The organism is Hylemonella sp. GW821-FHT12C09 (assembly GCF_058807395.1).
This window is the reverse complement of record NZ_JBXAQQ010000010.1, coordinates 14,273-32,917: the sequence shown is the minus strand read 5'-3', so window position 1 is coordinate 32,917 and position 18,645 is coordinate 14,273. Positions and strand designations below refer to the sequence as shown.

The following is an 18,645-nucleotide window of genomic DNA, read 5'->3' as shown; positions in this document are numbered from 1 at the left end:
CCGGAAGACGGCAGCCATGGCCAAACTCCAGCTCTCGGTCGCCATGGGCGACTACGACCGCACCCGCGCGCTCTACGACGGCCGGGTCCAGATCGACGGCGTCGACCCGGTCTACATGCTGCTCAATCCCGAGGAGATGTTCTTCCGGGCCATGCGCAGCCGGGACTTCGACATCGCCGAACTCTCCTTCTCCAGCTATCTGGTCAAGCATTCACAGGGTGACTGCCCCTACATCGCGGTGCCGGTGTTCCTGTCGCGTGCCTTTCGCCACACTTCGATCTATGTGCGCAAGGACCGCATCAGGCAGCCGGCCGACCTCAAGGGCCGGCGTGTCGGCCTGCCGGAATACCAGCTCACGGCCAACGTCTGGGCGCGCGCCATCCTGCAGGACGACTATGGGGTGCGACCCGAAGACATCTGCTGGGTGCGCGGCGGCATCGACACGCCGGGACGTCCCGAGAAGATTGCGCTGCAGCTGCCGCCGGGCGTGACGGTGGAGGCCGCGCCGCAGGGCTCCACCATCTCGGAACTGCTGGACCGCGGCGAGATCGACGGGTTCATCGGCCCGCGCCCGCCCAGCCGCGCGGCCTTGCGCAATCCCAACATCGGCTGGCTGTTCGACGACCCTACCGCTGAGGCCAGGGACTACTACCGCCGTACCGGGGTGTTTCCCATCATGCATGTGGTGGGCATCCGCAAGGAACTGGCGCAGGCCCATCCCTGGCTGCCCGCGGCGGTACTCAAGGCCTTCACGGCGTCCAAGGCGCACGCGCTGGAGCTGCTTTCCGACACCTCGGCCACCAAGGTGACCCTGCCCTTCGTGGAAGAGCAGCTCAAGGCGGCGCGCGAAGCGCTGGGCGAGGACTACTGGTCCTACGGCGTGCAGGCGGCGCGCAGGACGCTGGAGACTTTTGTGCGGCATCACCACGCACAGGGCCTGTCCAGGCGGCTCATGGCGGTGGAGGAGCTGTTCCACCCCGCCACCTACGAGACCTACTCGATCTAGGAGTGATGTCTCACTAAGCGGCCCGCTCCCGGCGGGCGCCGCCGCCGTACAGATCCAGGCAGCGCTCGCGCCAGGCGTGGACCACATCGTCCTCGGCCAGCAGGGCAAAGGGGCTGCTCACGCGTGCCCACATGAAACCGCCGAAGGCCAGGTAATCGGCATACCCGGGCTGCTCGCCGCCGATGTAAGGCCCGTGGCCCAGGGCCTGGCGCAGGGGCTGCAGCGACTTGCGGAAGGCGTCGACGCGCTCCTCGCGGCCGGCCTGCAGGTCTTCCAGTGTGGTCTTGTACATCTTCTCGCGCGACGCGCGGAAGTAGGCCTGGTCGGCCGGGTCCAGGCTGTCGTGCAGGTCCTTGAGGATCAGGCGTGCAATGCCACCGTGGACCGTGGTCTGCGCCCAGTACTGGAAGAACTTGAGCACGTGGCCCTCGGCGCCGTCGGGGATCAGGCGCGGGGTGTCGGGGAAGGCCGTGTCCAGGTGCTGCACGATGGCCCAGCTGTCGGTGACGAGCTGGCCTGCGTGGCCCAGGGTGGGGATGGTGAGCTTGTCGCCACCGCTGTGGATGCTGGGGATGTCGCCGAAGAGCACGTCGCGCACTTCGAAGGCCAGGCCCTTGTGCAGCAGGGCCAGACGCACACGCCAGCTGTTGGGGCTGAAGTGGGCGCGTTTTGCATTCACCAGGTCGTACAGCAGCATGGGCGTGTTTCCTTCAGGTTTCAGTTCGTGCGCAGGCTGCGCACGGCAAACAGCGCCAGGCAGGCGGCCAGGAAGGCTCCCAGCGCGTACTGCCAGGGCAGGTTGATGGCAAAGCCCATCTCGTCGGTCCACAGCACGTAAAGGCTGTAGAGGCCGAGCAGGGCCACGCCGCGCATCAGCCAGGCCTGTGGCCGCAGGTGGCGTTCGGGAATGCGCCCGGCCAGCCAGGCGCCCGTCAGTCCGCTGAGCATGCCGGCTGCGGCGCCCACCGACACGTCGGCCGGCCAGTGCGCGCCCACGGCGATGCGCGAGCAGGCCACGCCGAAGGCCAGGACAAAAAGCCAGAGCCAGCGCAGACGTTGCCGGGGTGCCATGGCGAAATAGATGGCGGCGGCACCGGCGAAGGCCGTGAGGGCATGCCCCGAAGGCATGGCGGCGATGAACAGCGGCTCGCCGATGACGTGGATGCCTTCCAGGCCCAGCACTTCCAGCGGGCGCGGGTTGTCGGCCAGGTTCTTGCCCACGCGCGTGAGCACGCCGGCCAGCGGCGCGGCGCAGATCCAGGCCAGAACGATGCGCGGTGCGCGCCACAGCGCAGGCGCGGTGGCGGCATAGATGGCCCAGCCGGTGCCGAAGAGCGAGAGCAAAGCCCAGAAGCCGTCAGGCAGCACCATGAAGGCGCGGTTGAGCGTGCGGAACACGCCGGGTTCGTACCAGCCCAGCCACAGCGGCGCGGTCAACGCCGCCACGATGAAGGGAAGGGCCCAGTGCCAGGGGGCGATGCGGCGGTCGGGTACGGCGTCGTTCATGGAAATTCAGGAGGCGTCCTGGCGGCGCGGCGCGGGGCGGCCGGCCCAGACCTCGCAAAGATACAGGCGGAAATGCGAAATGGTGCGCCCGGCATGCTGCACGGGCAGGGTGTCGGCCAGCTCGCAGCGTTCGAACATGCCGTCGCCCACGGGCAGCGCGTGCGCCATCTGCGACCAGTCCAGCAGCACGGCGCTGGCGCCCAGGGGCAGGGGCCCGGTCCAGAGCGAGAACTGGTCGAAGTCCGGCGCCAGCACGTGCACCGGCATGGGACGGGCATACCAGGCGAAGCGGCTGGCCAGGGTCCAGTTCTGCACGGCCAGGTGGGCGATGTTGTGCTCGCGCGCCAGTTGCTGCGCGCGTGCGCCGGCCTCGTCCCAGCCGTAGAAGTCGGTGAAGGGGTTGAGCATCTCCGGCTCCTTGCTGCCGGGTGGCTCGCCAGCGATCCAGGGCGGGCCGGCCAGCAGCATGAGCACGTACATGCCCCCGGTGAAAAGGGCCTGCAGGCTGCCCAGCACCCAGATCAGCGTGTGCCGCCCGCTCGCCCACAGCGCGGCCAGGCCCAGGCCCGCAAAGGGCGCCAGGGCCACCCAGGCCGGCGCCGTCCAGTGCGGCAGGCTGGAGCCGCCGCCCGAGAGATAGGCCAGCACCGCGAAGGGCAGGGCGAAGAAGGTCAGCAGCCAGGCCTGGGCGCGGTCCAGCTCGAAGCCGCCCAGCACCTTGTGGCGCAGTCCGAAGAGGCCCCAGACCAGCAGCGGATAGAGCAGGGCCTGCGCCAGCAGGAAGACCAGCACCTGGCCCAGTTGCCAGTGGCTGCCTTTGCCGTGCTTGAGCTGGTAGGCAAAGGAGATCCATTCGTGCTGCGCGTTCCACACGAAGACCGGCAGCACCACAACCACGGCCAGCAGCAGGGCGATCCACGGGCCGGCTTGCCTGAGCAGGCGCAGGCCGTGGGCCGACAGCAGGCAGGCCAGCACCGGCAGCGCGGCGAAGATGGCGGTGTATTTGGAGAGGCCGGCCAGCCCGAGCAGGGCGCCCAGCAGCAGCCATTCGGGCAGGCGCTGCGCGACGCTCTCATCCAGCAGGCGCAGGGTCTGCCAGAGGATGGCGGCGGTGAACACCATCAGCAGCGTGTCCGGCAGCAGGCCGATGCCCAGGATGTGCAGCACGGGCGCCAGGCTGTAGGCCAGCACGGCCCACAGGCCGGCGGCGTCGGCGCTGCCGGCGGCCGGCACCAGCAGGGTGTGCAGGCGGCGCGCGGTGTCATGAATGAAGAGTGCAGTCAGTACCCAGAGTGCTTCGGGGACGAGGCGAAGCAGGCCCTCCGGTGCATCCAGCGCCACCAGCGGCCACTGTATCCAGCCCACCAGGGGCGGGTGGTCGTAATAACTGAGCGCCAGGTTGGCGCCGTAGAGCGCGTAATGCGCCTCGTCGCCCGACAGGCCCAGCACCCAGCCCAGCACGAAGTGCAGCAGGCTGTGGCCCAGCAGGAGCAGGGTCAGCACGGTGGAGGGGCGGGCGTTGAGGGACACGGTGGATCCGGAGGGGTGGGACGGTGAAGTCTAAACGAGGGCAACGGTTTGGCCACGGACTAAACTGCAGGCCATGGATACGCCCCAAGCCGCCATCGACCCCCGCTGCTGCCCCCTGTGCGGCCGGCCCAATGGCTGCGCCAACGAGATCGCGCGGGCCACCGGCCAGCCGCAGCCGCCCTGCTGGTGCACCACGGCGACGTTCACGCCGGAGCTGCTGGCGCGGGTGCCGGCGCAGGCGCAGCGCCAGGCCTGCATCTGCGCGGCGTGCGCCCGCGCCGCGGCGCAGCAGGCCTGAGGCGCTACTTTGCGCCGTCGATGATCCAGCGCATCAGGGTTTCGCATTCCTCGGGGCTGATGCGTTCATGCGCGGCGATGTGGGCGAAGAGGCCGCCCTCGCGCAGCTTGTCGGCCAGCCGGCGCGGGGCGTCGGCCTCGCCGCGGTAGCGTGCGTAGTCGGTCGCCAGCTGGGCCATGCTGGGGGCATTGCGGCGCGGTGGTTCGCCGTGGCAGCTGTAACAACCCTGGTCCAGCGCGAGTTGCGAGCTGGCCTGGGCTGGCAGCGTGAACAGCAGGACGAGCGACAGGCAGGCCAGGGTACGGGGTGTCATGCCGCCCATGGTGCCACCAAGGCGGTCTGCCTGCTAGCATCAGGCTCCCACCCACCCAGACCTGCCCTGCCATGACCCGTAGCCATGAAGAACAACGCCAGGCCCAGCGTTCGACCTGGATCAGCGTCTGGGTCAACCTGTTCCTGGCCAGTGCCCAGGTGGTGATCGGCGTGTTTGCCCGTTCGCAGGCCCTGATCGCTGACGGCCTGCATTCGCTGTCCGACCTGGTGGCCGATGGCGTGGTGCTGTTTGCCGCGCGCCATTCGCATGCCGCAGCCGACGCGGAACATCCCTATGGCCATGCACGCTTCGAGACGGCCGCCGCGCTGGCCATTGGCATGATCCTGCTGGCCACCGGTGTGGGCATGGTGTGGACGGCCGGGGTCAAGCTGCACGATGGCCAGAACCTGGACGCGGTGCATCCGCTGGCCCTGGTGGCGGCATTGATCACCCTGGTCGCCAAGGAAGGATTGTTCCGCTACATGCGGCGCATCGGCGAGCGGCTCAAGAGCGCGATGCTGATCGCCAACGCCTGGCACGCGCGTGCCGATGCCGCCTCGTCGCTGGTGGTGGCGGTGGGTATTGCGGCCAACCTGCTGGGTTACCACAGCATGGACGCGGTGGCGGCCGTGATCGTGGGCTTCATGATCGTCAAGGCGGGCTGGGGCTTCTCGGTCGACGCCTTCCACAGCCTGACCGACCATGCGCTCGACCCCGAGGAGATCGCGCGCATCCACGGCACGGCGCGCGCTGTCGACGGTGTGCTCGATGTGCACAACCTGCGCACCCGCCGCATGGGCGACTGGGCCGTGATCGACATGCACGTCGAGGTGGGCACGCATCTCTCGGTGTCCGAGGGGCATTACATCGCCGAGCAGATCGCTGCGCAGGTCAAGGCCGCGCACCGCGTGGCTGAATGCACCGTGCACATCGACCCCGGCACGGTGCGCCACCTCGCGCGCGTGCTGGCGCTGCCGCCGCGCGCGCAGGTGCAGGCACTGGCGCAGGAAGCGCTGGGCCGCCCGGCCCTGCTGCGCCTGCATTACCTGGACAGCGGGCTGGAGGTGGAGGCCGAGCTGGCCGGGCACGTCAGCGCAGCCGAACTGCAGCGCCTGCAGCATGAGGTGCAGGCCGCGCTGGCGGGCCTGGGCCATGTGAGCCGCGTCAGCCTGCGCTGCCCCCCCGCCGGAGCGCACGCTTGAAGCCCCCCGCCACCCTGCCCGAGATGCAGGCGCGCTACGGCGAGCGTTACCGCTGGCTGCTGCTGCTGGCGGTGATGGTGGGCACCATGGCCTCCATCATGTCGTCCACCATCATCAACGTGGCCATCCCCGACATGAGCCACCAGTTCACGCTGGGCCAGGAACGCGCGCAGTGGGCCACCTCCAGCTTCATGGTGGCCACCACCGTGGCCATGTTGTGCACGCCCTGGTTGCTGACGAGCTTCGGTTACCGCCGCACCTATGCGGTGTCCATGCTCATGCTGATGGCGGGTGGCGTGGTGGGCGGGCTGGCCGGCAACTTCGAGGTGGTGCTGGGCGCGCGCGTGGTCGAGGGCCTGGCAGCGGGTGTGGTGCAGCCCATCCCGGCCATCATCATCATGCGGGCCTTCCAGCCGCACGAGCGCGGCCGCGCTGGCGGCATCTTCGGCATGGGCGTGGTGCTGGCCCCGGCGCTGGGCCCCAGCATCGGTGGCCTGCTGGTCGACTGGTTCGGCTGGCGTTCGATCTTCTTCATGGTCGTGCCTTTCTGCCTGGCCTCGATCTGGCTGGCCTACCGCTACGTGCCGGTCACCGCGCCCGGTGGCGCCACGGCAGACCGCCAGGGCAACCGGCTGGACTGGGCCGGCCTGCTGCTGGCCACGGTGGGCACGCTGTGCCTGCTCAACGGCATGGTCGAACTGCACGGCCAGGCCGGTCCGCAGGCCTGGGTGCTGCTGGGTGTGGCGCTGGCCTGCACGGTGGGTTTCATCGCCTGGCAGCGGCAGCAGGCGCGGCGCGGAGACATGCCGCTCATGCACCCGGACCTTTTTGCTTTCCGCTCCTTCGCCATGGGCAGCCTGGTGGCCTTCATCTATGGCACGGCCCTGTTCGGCTCGACCTACCTGCTGCCGCTCTACATCCAGATGGCGCAGCAGCTCTCGGCCTCGCACGTGGGCACCATCATGCTGCCGGCCGGCCTGGTGCTGGCCGTCACCATCCCGCTGGCCGGGCGCCTGTCGGACCACTGGCCGATCCGCACGCTGATCTGCCTGGGCCTGGCGCTGCTGGCCGCCTCGTTCGCACTGATGGTGACCATCAGCCTGCACGCCACGCTGTGGCTGCTGGTGGCCTGGGTGGTGCTGGGGCGCATCGGCCTGGGTTTCATCCTGCCGTCGCTGAACAACGGCGCCATGGCCGGCCTGGAGCCGAGGCTGATCTCGCAGGCGTCCAGCGCCATCAATTTCCTGCGCATGCTGGGCGGCGCGGTGGGCGTGAGCCTGTGCGGCATCGTGCTGGAGTGGCGCATCGCCGCGCACGGCGACAGCCTGACCCGCCACGACAGCAGTGTGGCGCGGCTGGCTGCCTTCGACGAGACCTTCGTGATGCTGGCGCTGGTCTGCGCGGTAGCCATGCTGGCGGCCTGGCAGATGCGTGCGCCTGCGCGATTGGAGACATAAGACCATGTGCCAACTGCTGGGCATGAACTGCAATGTGCCGACCGATGTGATGTTCAGCTTCGCCGGTTTTGCCGAGCGCGGCGGGCGCACCGACCACCACGGCGACGGCTGGGGCATCGCTTTCTTCGAGGACAAGGGCCTGCGCCATTTCGTCGACCACCAGTCGGCTGCCGAGTCGCCGGTGGCCGAGCTGATCCGCCACTACCCGATCAAGAGCCGCAATGTCATCTCGCACATCCGCAAGGCCACCCAGGGCGAGGTGACGCTGGAGAACTGTCACCCTTTCGTGCGCGAGCTCTGGGGGCGCTACTGGGTGTTCGCGCACAACGGCGACCTCAAGGACTACGCGCCGCGCCTGCACGGCAGCTTCCGGCCGGTGGGCCACACCGACAGCGAGCGCGCCTTCTGCTGGCTGCTGCAGGAGCTGTCCAAGTCGCACGCCAGCGTGCCCAGCATTGCGGAACTCACGCTCACCCTGCGCGAACTGGTGCCGCAGATCTCGAAATACGGCACCTTCAATTTCCTGCTGAGCAATGGCGAGGCGCTGTGGGCACATGCCTCCACGAACCTGTACCACGTGGTGCGTCAGCACCCCTTCGGCAGCGCCACGCTGCGCGACGAGGACCTGAGCGTGAACTTTGCCGAGCACGCCGCCTCGGGCGACCGCGTGGCGGTGGTGGTAACAGCGCCGCTGACGACCAACGAGGCCTGGACGCTGTTTGCGCCGGGCGAGTTGCGGGTCTTCGTGGACGGGGCGCCGGTAGCCTAGCGTACGGTCAGGGCCGCTTCCAGTGCGTCGACGAACATCGATGCCACGTCGAAGCCGGCCTGGTCGGTGATTTCCTGGAAGCAGGTGGGGCTGGTGACGTTGATCTCGGTGAGACAGTCGCCGATCACGTCCAGGCCGATGAGCAGCAGGCCGCGTGCGGCCAGCACGGGGCCGATGGCCTCGGCGATCTCGCGGTCGCGCGTGCTCAGGGCCTGGGCCACGCCCTTGCCGCCAGCCGCCAGGTTGCCGCGCACCTCGCCGCCCTGCGGGATGCGTGCCAGCGCATAGGGCACGGGCTTGCCGCCGATGACCAGGATGCGCTTGTCGCCCTGGGCGATGGCCGGCAGGAACTTCTGCACCATCAGGGTTTGCGCGCCGTCGCGGTTCAGCGTCTCGATGATGGCGCCCAGGTTCAGGCCCTCGTCCTTCACCCGGAAGATGCCCATGCCGCCCATGCCGTCCAGCGGCTTGAGGATGATGTCGCGGTGCTGGGTGTGGAAGTCGCGCACGGCCTGCGCTTCGCGCGTGACCAGGGTGGGCGTGGTGAACTCGGGGAACTCGAGGATGGCGAGCTTTTCCGGGTGGTCACGCAGGGCGCGCGGTTTGTTGAAGACCCGGGCGCCTTCGCGCTCGGCCTGTTCCAGCAGGTGGGTGGCGTAGAAGAATTCGCTGTCGAAGGGCGGGTCCTTGCGCATGACGATGGCGTCGAAGTCGCGCAGCGCAGCCAGGCGCTGCGCCGGCGCCAGCGGCGCTTCGTGGAACCAGTGTTCTTCGTGGCCGGTCAGGCGGATGCGACGCACATGGGCCTGCACGCCGGTGGTGGCCAGCCAGCTCAGGTGGCGCGGCTCACAGGCTGCCAGCGTGTGGCCACGGCGTTGTGCCTCGCGCATCATCGCGAAGGTACTGTCCTTGTAAGTCTTGAACGATTCCAGCGGATCGGCGACGAAAAGCAGGTTCATGGCAGGGGGTCGCAGCGTGGTGAGGGGGAGGAGCCGGGAAGTCTCTCATGAAACCAGAGAGCACGGTGGAGCAGGCCCATGGACGCGGGGCGGGTGGCCCGCTGGAAAACAGGCAAAAGCAAGGACTGGACCAGCCGTCCGACCCGATTACAATGACCGAGACCCAGAGAGCAAGATTCGTGCCTTTATGAAATTTCCCCTCCTCCGCCTCCTGCTGTGCGCGGCCTGCGCCTTGACGGCGGGCGTGGCCGGTGCCGAGACGGCCGATGCCAAGAAGCCGATGAACATCGAGGCCGATGCGCTGCGCTATGACGACCTCAAGCAGATCAGCGTCTTCAGCGGCAATGTGGTGCTGACCCGCGGCTCCATCATCATCAAGGGCACACGCATCGAAGTGCGCCAGGACCCGCAGGGTTACCAGTTCGGCGTGGTGACGGCCGAGCCGGGCCAGCGCGCCTTCTTCCGCCAGAAGCGTGACGGCGAGGACGAATACATCGAGGGTGAGAGCGAGACCATCGAATACGACGGTCGCGCCGACGTGTTCAAGCTCATCAAGGACGCCCGGCTGCGCCGCCTGCGTGGCACCCAGGTGGCCGATGTGGTGACGGGCAACATCATCCAGTACAACAGCCTGACGGACGTCTTCACGGTGGACGGCAGCCCGCAAAAGGGCGGCGAGCGTGTGCGCGCCACCCTGACGCCGCGCAACGAGACGGCCGCGCCACCGGCCCCGCGCGCCAGCGCGCCCCTGCGCACCGACAACACCCTGGGCGGAGGGCGCAAGTGAGCGACAGCCTGCAGACCGCCGCCGGCACCCTGCCGCCCGATTCCCAGCCTGACTCGGCTGTGGCCCAGGACACGCTGCCCGGCGGCGAACCCAGCCGCCTGGAGGCACGCCACCTCAAGAAGTTCTACGGCAGCCGCGAGGTCGTCAAGGACGTCTCGCTGACCGTGCGCAAGGGCGAGGTGGTGGGTCTGCTGGGGCCCAACGGCGCGGGCAAGACCACGTCCTTCTACATGATCGTGGGCCTGGTGCGTGCCAGCGCCGGCGAGATCCTGATCGACGACGATGCGGTCGCGCACATGCCCATCCACCAGCGTGCGCGTCTGGGCCTGAGCTACCTGCCGCAGGAGGCGTCGATCTTCCGCAAGCTCAACGTCGAGGACAACGTGCGCGCCGTGCTGGAACTGCAGCATGGCGAAGACGGCAAGCCCCTGCGCAAGGACGAGATCGAGCAGCAGCTCACCGCCCTGCTGCAGGACCTGCGCGTGGAGCATCTGCGCGCCTCGCCGGCACTGGCGCTGTCCGGTGGCGAGCGCCGCCGCGTGGAGATCGCGCGCGCCCTGGCCACGCAGCCGCGTTTCATCCTGCTGGACGAACCCTTCGCCGGCATCGACCCGATCGCGGTGATCGAGATCCAGCGCATCATCAGCTTCCTGAAAGCGCGTGGCATCGGCGTGCTCATCACCGACCACAACGTGCGCGAGACCCTGGGCATCTGCGACCACGCCTACATCATCAGCGAGGGCCGCGTGCTGGCCCAGGGCACCCCGGCCGAGATCGTCAACAACGCCGACGTGCGCCGGGTCTACCTGGGCGAGCACTTCAAGATGTGACTATGGCCCCCACGCTCGGCACTGGCGTGCCCTCGCTGCCTCCCGAGGGGGCTGAGGCCCGCGGCTCCAAGCCTGCCTGCGCAGGCTTGGACGGGCTGAAGAGACACGCACGTCTCGTGCCGTCATGTCTCGCGCCTTGGGGCGGCCCGGCGGCGCTCACGCCGAACCCTCTGGCTGATCGAATCAGGTACACATGAAACAGGGACTGTCGCTGCGGGTCTCCCAGCATCTGGCGCTCACGCCCCAGCTGCAGCAGTCCATCCGCCTCCTGCAACTCTCCACGCTGGAGCTGAACCAGGAAGTCGAGCAGCTGCTCGACGAAAACCCCTTTCTGGAGCGTGCCGACGACAGCGTCGAGCGCGAGGCCCACGGCCTGGAGCGTGCCGACACCCCGGTGTCGCAGGACGAGGCCGACTACGACTACAGCAGCACCCCGGCCAGTGAGGGACCGGACGAAACCGCGGCGGTGACCAGCCTGGAGAGCGAGGGCAGCTGGGAGGGGGACGGCAGCGTGGACATGTCGCCCGACGACAGCGAGTGGGGCGGCGACGCCCCGGCGCGCAACGGCGCGCGCGAGGACGACGAAGCCGACGCCACGGAGCTGGCGCGCAGCCAGGAGTCGCTGCAGGACTTTCTCAAGCGCCAGGCCCTGTCCCTGCGCCTGGGTGCCGAAGACAGCGCGGCGCTGCAGTTCCTGATCGAGTCGCTCAACGAAGACGGTTACCTGGAGGACCCGATCGAGGAGCTGGCGCGCAGCCTGACCGGGGAGGATCCGGAGCACGAGGAGGCGATGATCGCGCACTTCGCGCTGGCGCTGCGCCTGCTGCAGAGCCTGGAGCCCACGGGCGTGGGCGCGCGCAGCATGGCCGAGTGCCTGCGCCTGCAGTTGCTGGCCCTGCAGGCCGATGCGATGCGGGGTGCGGCGTCCTTGCCCGAACCGGCGGTGGTGGCGCAGGCCCTGCGCATGATCGAGCAGCCGCCCGAACTGCTGGCGCGGCGCGACCTCAGGAAACTGGCCCAGCTCTGCGGCGGCAGCGAGGCCCTGACGCGCGAGGCCCTGGGCCTCGTGGCCCGGCTGGAGCCCAAACCCGGCCGGCGCTTCGTGAACGTCGAGCGCAACGTGATCGTTCCCGACGTGCTGGTGCTGCGCAGCGGCAGCGGAGCGCAGACGCGTTTTCGTGTCCAGCTCAACCCCGACGTGATGCCCAGGCTGCGCGTGCACGACATCTATGCCAACGCGCTCAAGGGCCACAAGGCCGGCGGCCGCGAGGGCGACAACTACGCCGCCCTGCAGCAGCGCCTGCAGGAAGCGCGCTGGTTCATCAAGAACATCCAGCAGCGTTTCGACACCATCCTGCGCGTCTCCAGCGCCATCGTCGAGCGGCAGAAGAACTTCTTCATGCACGGCGAGCTGGCCATGCGCCCGCTGGTGCTGCGCGAGATCGCCGACGAGCTGGGCCTGCACGAGTCCACCATCAGCCGCGTGACCACGGCCAAGTACATGGCCACGCCCTTCGGCACCTACGAGCTCAAGTACTTCTTCGGTTCGGGCCTGGGCACCGAGTCGGGCGGCAACGCCTCCAGCACGGCGGTGCGCGCGCTGATCAAGCAGTTTGTCAACGCCGAAAATGCCAAGAAGCCGCTGTCCGACAGCCAGCTCTCCGAGATGCTCAAGGAGCAGGGCATCGAGTGCGCGCGTCGCACCGTGGCCAAGTACCGCGAAGCCTTGAAAATAGCCCCCGCCAACCTGCGCAAGGCACTCTGACGTGAACCAACTCACTCTTTTTCTTCCCTGCGCCGCCGGCGTGGAGGACTACCTGGCCGCCGAGATCCTGCGGATCACGGAACTGCCCCCGGGCTGCATCACCAAACAGCGTGGTGGTGTGGCGGTGCGTACCTCGTTTGCGCACGCCATGCTGCTCAACCTCTACAGCCGCCTGGCGCAGCGTGTGCTGGTGCTGGTGTCGTACACCGAGTACCGCAGCGAACAGGACCTGTACCGCGCCGCCATGGCCGTGCCGTGGGAGCACTGGTTCACGCCCAAGGAGAGCATCAAGGTCGAGATCACGGCGCAGCACAGCCCGCTGACCAGCCTGAACTTCGCGGCGTTGAAGGTGAAGGACGCGGTCTGCGACCGTTTCCGCGAGACCTCGGGTGGCGTGCGCCCCGATGTGGACACCCAGTGGCCCGATGTGCGCATCTACGCCCACCTGACCACCGACAGCTGCTCGCTCTACATCGACACCTCGGGTGAACCGCTGTTCAAGCGCGGCTGGCGCGAGGACAAGGGCGATGCACCCCTGAAGGAAACCCTGGCGGCGGCCATGATCGCCGCCAGCGGCTGGGCCGAGGGCAACGCCGAGGGTGACCTGACGCCGCTGTACGACCCCTGCTGCGGCAGCGGCACCATCGCCATCGAGGCGGCGCAGATCGCCTGCAACATCGCGGCCGGCTCCCTGCGCCGTTTTGCCTTCGAGAAATACCGGCCCTTCCGCGCCGCCGAATGGGCCACCATGAAGGCCGAGGCTGCGCAGGCGGTGGTCAAACCCGAGCCGGGCCAGGCCGCGCTGATCTACGGTAGCGACGTGTCGCACCGCATGGTGGACTTCGCCGAGCGCAATGCCCAGCGCGCCGGCGTGGCCGACGTGATCGAGTTCCGTGGTGGTGACGCGCTGCAGCGCCTGCCGCCTTGCGCCACACCGGGCGTGATGCTGGTCAACCCGCCCTATGGCGAACGCATCGAGGCTGGCGGCTTCGCGGGGGCTGGCGCGGGCGCCAGGGCCGGTACGCCGCGTTTTGGCGCGCGTGAGCTGCCCGAAGCCGACAGCGCCGGTGATGACCAGGCCTTCTTCGGCAAGCTGGCCAGCCACTGGAAGAAAAACTACAGCGGCTGGACCGCCTGGGTGCTCACGCCCGACCTCAAGCTGCCCAGCAAGATGCGGCTGAAGGAATCGCGCCGCGTCCCGATGTGGAACGGCCCGCTGGAGTGCCGGCTGTTCAAGTTCGAGATGATCAAGGGTTCGGCACGCGAGAAGCCGGGCTAGCCATGATCGTGCTGGACACCAACATCGTGCTGGACCTGCTGGTCTTCGACGACCCGGCCACGCCGCCGCTGAAGGACGCGCTTGCTGCGCGTCGGCTGCAATGGATCGCCACGCCGGCCATGCGCGAGGAACTGGCGCGCGTGCTGGCCTATCCGCACATCGTGTCGCGCCTGGCCTACTACCAGCTCGGCGCCACCGAGGTGCTGGCCGCTTTCGACCGGCAGGTGCGGATGGTCGAGACGGCCCCGCGGGTGTCCTGCGTCTGCAAGGACCCGGACGACCAGAAGTTCATCGACCTGGCCGTGGCGCACCGTGCGCTGCTGCTCAGCAAGGACCACGCCGTGTTGCGCCTCAAGCGACGCCTGCTGCCGCTGGGGGTGAGCGCCGCCCCGGCCCTGGCCGCCGCGACCCACTGATCATCACCCTCGGGAACGACCATGACGACATCCGACACCCCCACCCCCGGCGAACTGCTGCAGCCCGAGGATTTCGACGAGCTCGACGCCATCCTCGACGAGCTGCGCACGCGCGACGAGGAAATCCCGCAATGGGAATTCTGCGAAGGTTTCATGGCCGCACTGATCTGCGGCCGCCGCCCCATGTCCCCAGAGGAATATCTCCCCGTGCTCCTGGGCCTGGACGATGCCGCCGCCCTCGCGCCCTTTGCCGATACGACGCAGCGTGAGCGTTTCCTCGCGCTGTGGACGCGGCGCTGGCAGGAAGTGGCGCTGGCGCTGGACGCCGAGGTCGAGAACCTGGAAGACGAGGCGGCCTACCAGCCCGAGGTGATGGACGTACGCGGCGCGATTGCCACGCTGCCCGCGGCCGAGCGTGCAGAACTCGGCGAGGAGGTGCCGGCCTTCGCCCAGGTCTGGGCGCTGGGTTTCATGTTTGCCGTGGAGAACTGGCCTGAGGAGTGGTCCCCCCCGCGCGACAAGGAGGCCGCGCAGTGGCTGGACGATGCCCTGGGAACCATCGTGACCATGACCGAGGATGACACCGGTGAGCCCGAGATATCACCGTTCGGCGACGATACGCCGCCCTCGGTCAGCGTGGAGCGTCTCAATGCCTTTGGCGATGCAATCTGGGCCGTCTACGACCTGCGCGAACTCTGGCGCAGCATCGGCCCGCGCGTGGAGACCGTGCGCAAGGAGGCCACGCCCGGGCGCAACGACCTTTGCTACTGCGGCAGCGGCAAGAAATACAAGAAGTGCCACGGCGCGACCTGAGGCGCCTAGCTCACGACGCGGTGCCCCAGTACCGGGCCAGTCGCTCGCTGATGCGCTTGCCGTGCGTCAGCGTGATTTCCTGCAGGCTGAGGGGCACCCGCAGCTTTCGAGCCGCTGCCAGCGCCTGTCGGGCCTCGTCTTCGCGGCCCAGGCGATCCAGGGTGGCGGCTTCCAGCACGCGTGCGAGGTAGAAGGTCGGATCGCGCCGGACCGAGGTTCGCGCCTCGGCCAGGGCCTCCTCGTTGTGCCCGGCCCGCAGCAGAAAGCACCCCAGCGCCCAGCCCCAGAATCCCAGGCGCCGGTCTCGTGGGCTGATCTTCATGCCCAGTCGCATGCGTGCGATCCCCGCGTCCAGCTGCCCCTGCATGGCTTGCGCGGCGCCCAGGGCCACATGGGCCTGGGCGTTGCTGGGGTCGATTTCCAGGGCCTGCTGCAGGATGGCGCTGCCGCGCTCATGCCGCCCGATGTCGCACAGGGCACAACCGGAGTAGCCCAGGACCTCGGCACTGCCCTCGTCGAGCGCGATGGCGCGCTCGGCGGCTTGCAGCACCTCGCTCTCAGCATGCGCCGCATCAGGCAGCATCCCGAGGTTGCGGGCCAGTGCGGTCAGCAGCGCGTAGTGGGCGTGCCCCAGGCCGAAGTCAGGGTCCAGCGCCACGCTTTTCTGCAACTGCTGGCGGGCCTCGTCCAGTGAGGCCTCGCCCCAGCCCTTGAGGACGATGGCGCCGATGGCCTGGCGGTAGTGGGCCCAGGCGTCCAGGTTTTCGGGCCGCTGGCGGCGGATGTGCGCAATCTCGGCGCGGGTGAGCTCGGGCTCCAGCTGCGAGATGATGCCGCGCGCGATCCCGTCCTGCAGGTCTCCGGTGGCGTCCAGGGCACTTTCGAACTGTCCGCTCCACAGCACGTGCCCGCTGGCCGCGTCGGTCAGCTGCGTCGACACGCGCAGCGTGGCGTCTAGTGCACGCACGCTGCCCTCCACGACATAGCGCACGCCGAGTTGCCGGGCAATCTCCGGCAGCGTGGCCGGCTGGTTGCGGAACACAAAGGATGAGGCATGGGAGATCAGCAGGAAACCGGGCACGCGGGCCAGCAAGGCAATCACATCCTCGGCCAGGCCGTCGGCCAGCAGCTGGACCCGACGCTCCTCCGATCGCATGCTGAAGGGCAGTACGGCAATCGTGGGCTGGCCCTGTGCCACGGAAGGCGTCGCGGTGACGGCAGGCGGCTGCAGCTCGAGCGAAAAACGGTAGCCGCGGCCGGCCACGGTGGCGATGGCCTGGCTGCCCAGGACCTTGCGCAGGGCCGACACCTGGACGGAGAGGTTGTTTTCCTCCACCACCAGCCCGGGCCAGACCCGAGTCAGCGCCTCCTCCTTGCTCACCATGTGCGGGTGGCGTTCGAGCAGGCACAGCAGGAGGTCAAAAGCGCGTGCACCCAAGGCCGCCGGCATGCCGTCCAGCAGCAGGACACGGTCCGTCGGGCGGACCTCACACTGGGCGAAACGGTAGGAATGCAAGAGGCTCTCCCGAATGGACACCTGTTTTAGCAGGGTTTAGGAAATCTTTCAGAACATTAAAGGACAGACCAGGGGCTGCAGGAAGACAGTCAGGCCTTCGTTCACACACCTGAGGAGATGCCCATGAACCTGGCCCTGCCCACCCCCACCAAGGAGTCCATGACGGAAACCGTCAGCATTCAAGAACGTCAACGCTCCTTGCGGGCCCGCTACAAGACTGAACCCGGGGCCGCCCGGGTCACGGACTATGCGCGCACCCACAGCGGCGATCCGCGCGATCCCTTGCACTTCATCGTGGAGCCCAAGCAGGGTTCCGGCGTGCAGTTGCCCGTGGGCGTGCACGGCGCCGTGGGCGGTTTGCACGATGCGCCGTGCCCGGGGGACATCCTGTGCGCGGCCCTGGCGGCCTGCCAGGACTCGTCGATCCGCATGGTGGCCAATCTGCTGGGCGTGGAACTGGCCGCATTGACCGTGGAGGTCACCGCCGAGGTCGACGTTCGCGGTGCCCTGGGCATGGACCCGCAGGTGCCGGTGGGTTTTCAGACCCTGCGCTGTGACGTGCACCTGAGCGCGCAGGAGGGTACGCCGCCGGAGCTACTGGCCAAACTACGTGCCGGTGCCGAGCGTTGTTGCGTCGTGTTGCAGACCTTGCGCCAGCCGCCGACCGTGCAGACCGTTTTTCACGGCGCCGACCTCAGCTGAAAAATGCCTGCAGCGCGCTGGCCGTCTCGGCCGGCAGTTCTTCCGGGATGAAGTGCCCGGCCGGCAGCCGCTGGCCGCTCACGGTGGCGCTGCATTGCGCCTGCCAGAGTTCCAGCGGCTTGAAGAGCTTGTGCACCACGCCACGCTCGCCCCACAGCACCAGGGTGTCGCAGGCGATCTTCTCTCCGCGTGCGCGACTGGTCCGGTCGTGTTCCAGATCGATGCTGGCACTGGCCCGGTAGTCTTCGCAGGCGCCGTGGATGGCCTCGGGTCGGCAGAAGCAGCGTTCGTACTCGGCCAGCGCCTGCGGCTCGATGTAGGCCAGCCCCTGCGAGCCCCAGCCGCCGAGCTTGGCGTGCAGGTAGGTCTTGGGGTCCGCACCGATCATCTTCTCCGGCAGGGGCCAGGGCTGGATCAGGTGGAACCAGTGGTAGTAGGCGCGCGCGAAGTCCATGTCCGTCGCAGCGTACATGTCGAGCGTGGGCGCGATGTCGATCACGCACAGCTTCGTCACTTTCTCCGGATGGTCCAGCGCCAGTCGGGCCGCCACCCGGCCGCCGCGGTCATGGCCGCAGAGGAAGAAGGTGGGACAGGCCAGCTGGTCCATCACGTCCACCAGGTCCTGCGCCATGGTGCGCTTGCAGTAGTTGCCGTGGTCGGGCAGGCCGGCGGGCTTGGCCGAATCGCCGTAGCCACGCAGGTCGGGCAGCACGATCCAGTAGTCGTTCTTGAGGCGCTGCGTCACGCGCTGCCACAGCGCATGGGTTTGCGGAAAGCCATGCACCAGCAGCAGGGCGGGTTTGCCGCCGCGTGGTGCAGCCGGCACACGGGCCTGGATCTGCACCCCGTTGACCTCGAAGCGGCGGGTCTCGAAACCGTCAAACCAGTTCATCGCATCAACTCCAGCAGGCGGGACAGGGCGTGGTGCACGGTGGCGGCCCGCACCGCAGCTCGGTCGCCGGGGAAGTGCATCTTTTCGGTCAGCAGTTGCCCCGGCAGGGCGTAGCCGAACCAGACCAGACCGACGGGCTTGTCGGGTGTGCCTCCCGTGGGGCCGGCCACGCCGGTGACGGCCACCGCCACCTGGGCCTGCGAATGCGCCAGCGCACCGGCGGCCATGGCGCGCGCCACTTCCTCGCTGACGGCGCCGTGCCGCTCGATCTGCGCAGCCTCCACGCCCAGCAGCTCGTTCTTGGCCGTGTTGGAGTAGCTGACGAAACCGCGCTCGAACCAGTTGCTGGAGCCGCTCAGGTCGGTGCAGGCCGCGGCGATCAGGCCGCCCGTGCAGCTCTCGGCCGTGGCCAGCATCCACTGGCGCTGCTGCAGCTGTGCGGCCAAGCGTTCGACCAGTGTAGATGTGACGGGCAGCATGGTGCGGATCACCTCGACGCGCCGGTACGTACCGTCATTGGGTGACTCCATCGGGGAACGCCGTGGAACCGGCTTTGCCGGGCCGCTGGCGTTGCCCCCTTGAGGGGGAGACGGCGAAAGCCGGCA

General features: G+C 68.5%; 20 protein-coding genes. 12 read left to right on the top strand and 8 right to left on the bottom strand.

The window, feature by feature from the left end; all coding sequences use genetic code 11:
* Positions 1 to 16: 16 nt before the first annotated feature.
* On the top strand, positions 17 to 1,006 hold the full coding sequence (locus AC1RRP_RS15645) for a PhnD/SsuA/transferrin family substrate-binding protein (RefSeq protein ID WP_493037771.1): 990 nt from the start codon (positions 17 to 19) through the stop codon (positions 1,004 to 1,006).
* 13 nt (positions 1,007 to 1,019) lie between these two features.
* Here the strand turns inward: AC1RRP_RS15645 and AC1RRP_RS15640 are convergent, their stop codons facing one another.
* Genes AC1RRP_RS15640 through AC1RRP_RS15630 form a run of 3 tightly spaced genes read right to left on the bottom strand, consistent with a single transcriptional unit; the run spans position 1,020 to position 4,042 of the window.
* On the bottom strand, positions 1,020 to 1,703 hold the full coding sequence (locus AC1RRP_RS15640; protein WP_493037769.1) for a glutathione S-transferase family protein: 684 nt from the start codon (positions 1,701 to 1,703) through the stop codon (positions 1,020 to 1,022).
* 20 nt (positions 1,704 to 1,723) lie between these two features.
* On the bottom strand, positions 1,724 to 2,512 hold the full coding sequence (locus tag AC1RRP_RS15635; RefSeq protein WP_493037767.1) for a phosphatase PAP2 family protein: 789 nt from the start codon (positions 2,510 to 2,512) through the stop codon (positions 1,724 to 1,726).
* A 6-nt stretch (positions 2,513 to 2,518) separates the two neighbouring features.
* Entirely contained in the window at positions 2,519 to 4,042 is a 1,524-nt protein-coding gene (locus AC1RRP_RS15630; RefSeq protein WP_493037765.1) for a glycosyltransferase family 39 protein, read from the bottom strand.
* A 73-nt stretch (positions 4,043 to 4,115) separates the two neighbouring features.
* On the opposite strand from AC1RRP_RS15630, the gene AC1RRP_RS15625 reads away from it, so the two are divergent.
* Complete coding sequence (locus AC1RRP_RS15625) at positions 4,116 to 4,340, top strand: cysteine-rich CWC family protein (RefSeq protein WP_493037763.1); 225 nt, start codon at positions 4,116 to 4,118, stop codon at positions 4,338 to 4,340.
* 4 nt (positions 4,341 to 4,344) lie between these two features.
* Here AC1RRP_RS15625 and AC1RRP_RS15620 read toward each other — a convergent pair whose 3' ends face one another.
* Complete coding sequence (locus tag AC1RRP_RS15620; protein ID WP_493037761.1) at positions 4,345 to 4,653, bottom strand: hypothetical protein; 309 nt, start codon at positions 4,651 to 4,653, stop codon at positions 4,345 to 4,347.
* Positions 4,654 to 4,724: 71 nt separating this feature from the next.
* On the opposite strand from AC1RRP_RS15620, the gene AC1RRP_RS15615 reads away from it, so the two are divergent.
* Genes AC1RRP_RS15615 through AC1RRP_RS15605 form a run of 3 tightly spaced genes read left to right on the top strand, consistent with a single transcriptional unit; the run spans position 4,725 to position 8,081 of the window.
* Complete coding sequence (locus AC1RRP_RS15615; protein ID WP_493037759.1) at positions 4,725 to 5,855, top strand: cation diffusion facilitator family transporter; 1,131 nt, start codon at positions 4,725 to 4,727, stop codon at positions 5,853 to 5,855.
* Positions 5,852 to 7,312: a DHA2 family efflux MFS transporter permease subunit gene (locus AC1RRP_RS15610; protein ID WP_493037757.1), complete on the top strand. Its 1,461-nt coding sequence runs from the start codon at positions 5,852 to 5,854 to the stop codon at positions 7,310 to 7,312. The genes AC1RRP_RS15615 and AC1RRP_RS15610 overlap by 4 nt, the downstream gene beginning before the upstream one ends.
* 4 nt (positions 7,313 to 7,316) lie before the next feature.
* Positions 7,317 to 8,081, top strand: coding sequence for a class II glutamine amidotransferase (locus AC1RRP_RS15605; protein WP_493037755.1), 765 nt, complete (start codon positions 7,317 to 7,319; stop codon positions 8,079 to 8,081).
* Here the strand turns inward: AC1RRP_RS15605 and gshB are convergent.
* The gene (gene gshB / locus AC1RRP_RS15600) at positions 8,078 to 9,040 is read right to left on the bottom strand and encodes a glutathione synthase (protein ID WP_493037753.1); all 963 of its coding nucleotides are present in this window, start codon (positions 9,038 to 9,040) and stop codon (positions 8,078 to 8,080) included. The genes AC1RRP_RS15605 and gshB overlap by 4 nt on opposite strands.
* 187 nt (positions 9,041 to 9,227) lie before the next feature.
* Here gshB and lptA point away from each other — a divergent pair, with 187 nt between their 5' ends.
* From lptA to AC1RRP_RS15570, 6 genes are all read left to right on the top strand, one after another.
* Entirely contained in the window at positions 9,228 to 9,827 is a 600-nt protein-coding gene (lptA, locus tag AC1RRP_RS15595; protein ID WP_493037751.1) for a lipopolysaccharide transport periplasmic protein LptA, read from the top strand.
* A gap of 59 nt (positions 9,828 to 9,886) precedes the next feature.
* On the top strand, positions 9,887 to 10,657 hold the full coding sequence (gene lptB / locus AC1RRP_RS15590; RefSeq protein ID WP_493037989.1) for an LPS export ABC transporter ATP-binding protein: 771 nt from the start codon (positions 9,887 to 9,889) through the stop codon (positions 10,655 to 10,657).
* 193 nt (positions 10,658 to 10,850) lie between these two features.
* Positions 10,851 to 12,422 (top strand): RNA polymerase factor sigma-54, encoded by a 1,572-nt coding sequence (rpoN, locus tag AC1RRP_RS15585; RefSeq protein WP_493037749.1) that lies wholly within the window; start codon positions 10,851 to 10,853, stop codon positions 12,420 to 12,422.
* Position 12,423: 1 nt separating this feature from the next.
* Positions 12,424 to 13,701 (top strand): THUMP domain-containing class I SAM-dependent RNA methyltransferase, encoded by a 1,278-nt coding sequence (locus AC1RRP_RS15580; protein ID WP_493037747.1) that lies wholly within the window; start codon positions 12,424 to 12,426, stop codon positions 13,699 to 13,701.
* A gap of 2 nt (positions 13,702 to 13,703) precedes the next feature.
* Positions 13,704 to 14,117, top strand: a complete 414-nt coding sequence (locus AC1RRP_RS15575; protein WP_493037745.1) for a putative toxin-antitoxin system toxin component, PIN family — start codon at positions 13,704 to 13,706, stop codon at positions 14,115 to 14,117.
* A gap of 21 nt (positions 14,118 to 14,138) precedes the next feature.
* A complete protein-coding gene (locus AC1RRP_RS15570; RefSeq protein ID WP_493037743.1) occupies positions 14,139 to 14,930 on the top strand; it encodes a UPF0149 family protein in 792 nt (263 codons plus the stop codon).
* Between the two features lie 10 nt (positions 14,931 to 14,940).
* Here the strand turns inward: AC1RRP_RS15570 and AC1RRP_RS15565 are convergent, their stop codons facing one another.
* Positions 14,941 to 16,446: a winged helix-turn-helix domain-containing protein gene (locus AC1RRP_RS15565; RefSeq protein ID WP_493037741.1), complete on the bottom strand. Its 1,506-nt coding sequence runs from the start codon at positions 16,444 to 16,446 to the stop codon at positions 14,941 to 14,943.
* 123 nt (positions 16,447 to 16,569) lie between these two features.
* Between AC1RRP_RS15565 and AC1RRP_RS15560 the strand changes: the two genes are divergently transcribed.
* On the top strand, positions 16,570 to 17,148 hold the full coding sequence (locus AC1RRP_RS15560; RefSeq protein ID WP_493037739.1) for an OsmC family protein: 579 nt from the start codon (positions 16,570 to 16,572) through the stop codon (positions 17,146 to 17,148).
* Here AC1RRP_RS15560 and AC1RRP_RS15555 read toward each other — a convergent pair.
* Together AC1RRP_RS15555 and AC1RRP_RS15550 are read right to left on the bottom strand one after the other, a co-directional pair.
* On the bottom strand, positions 17,141 to 18,040 hold the full coding sequence (locus tag AC1RRP_RS15555; RefSeq protein WP_493037737.1) for an alpha/beta fold hydrolase: 900 nt from the start codon (positions 18,038 to 18,040) through the stop codon (positions 17,141 to 17,143). The genes AC1RRP_RS15560 and AC1RRP_RS15555 overlap by 8 nt on opposite strands.
* Positions 18,037 to 18,519, bottom strand: coding sequence for a CinA family protein (locus AC1RRP_RS15550; RefSeq protein WP_493037987.1), 483 nt, complete (start codon positions 18,517 to 18,519; stop codon positions 18,037 to 18,039). The genes AC1RRP_RS15555 and AC1RRP_RS15550 overlap by 4 nt, the downstream gene beginning before the upstream one ends.
* Between the last annotated feature and the right edge of the window lie 126 nt (positions 18,520 to 18,645).

What these genes read in the sequence shown, in the direction of transcription:
- AC1RRP_RS15560 (WP_493037739.1), top strand. Translation starts at nt 16,570, where the DNA reads ATGAACCTGGCCCTGCCCACCCCCACCAAGGAGTCCATGACGGAAACC.
- AC1RRP_RS15620 (WP_493037761.1), bottom strand. Translation starts at nt 4,653, where the DNA reads ATGACACCCCGTACCCTGGCCTGCCTGTCGCTCGTCCTGCTGTTCACG.
- AC1RRP_RS15645 (WP_493037771.1), top strand. Translation starts at nt 17, where the DNA reads ATGGCCAAACTCCAGCTCTCGGTCGCCATGGGCGACTACGACCGCACC.
- AC1RRP_RS15615 (WP_493037759.1), top strand. Translation starts at nt 4,725, where the DNA reads ATGACCCGTAGCCATGAAGAACAACGCCAGGCCCAGCGTTCGACCTGG.
- AC1RRP_RS15605 (WP_493037755.1), top strand. Translation starts at nt 7,317, where the DNA reads ATGTGCCAACTGCTGGGCATGAACTGCAATGTGCCGACCGATGTGATG.
- AC1RRP_RS15575 (WP_493037745.1), top strand. Translation starts at nt 13,704, where the DNA reads ATGATCGTGCTGGACACCAACATCGTGCTGGACCTGCTGGTCTTCGAC.
- AC1RRP_RS15570 (WP_493037743.1), top strand. Translation starts at nt 14,139, where the DNA reads ATGACGACATCCGACACCCCCACCCCCGGCGAACTGCTGCAGCCCGAG.
- lptA (WP_493037751.1), top strand. Translation starts at nt 9,228, where the DNA reads ATGAAATTTCCCCTCCTCCGCCTCCTGCTGTGCGCGGCCTGCGCCTTG.
- AC1RRP_RS15640 (WP_493037769.1), bottom strand. Translation starts at nt 1,703, where the DNA reads ATGCTGCTGTACGACCTGGTGAATGCAAAACGCGCCCACTTCAGCCCC.
- AC1RRP_RS15550 (WP_493037987.1), bottom strand. Translation starts at nt 18,519, where the DNA reads ATGCTGCCCGTCACATCTACACTGGTCGAACGCTTGGCCGCACAGCTG.
- AC1RRP_RS15555 (WP_493037737.1), bottom strand. Translation starts at nt 18,040, where the DNA reads ATGAACTGGTTTGACGGTTTCGAGACCCGCCGCTTCGAGGTCAACGGG.
- AC1RRP_RS15635 (WP_493037767.1), bottom strand. Translation starts at nt 2,512, where the DNA reads ATGAACGACGCCGTACCCGACCGCCGCATCGCCCCCTGGCACTGGGCC.
- AC1RRP_RS15625 (WP_493037763.1), top strand. Translation starts at nt 4,116, where the DNA reads ATGGATACGCCCCAAGCCGCCATCGACCCCCGCTGCTGCCCCCTGTGC.
- gshB (WP_493037753.1), bottom strand. Translation starts at nt 9,040, where the DNA reads ATGAACCTGCTTTTCGTCGCCGATCCGCTGGAATCGTTCAAGACTTAC.
- rpoN (WP_493037749.1), top strand. Translation starts at nt 10,851, where the DNA reads ATGAAACAGGGACTGTCGCTGCGGGTCTCCCAGCATCTGGCGCTCACG.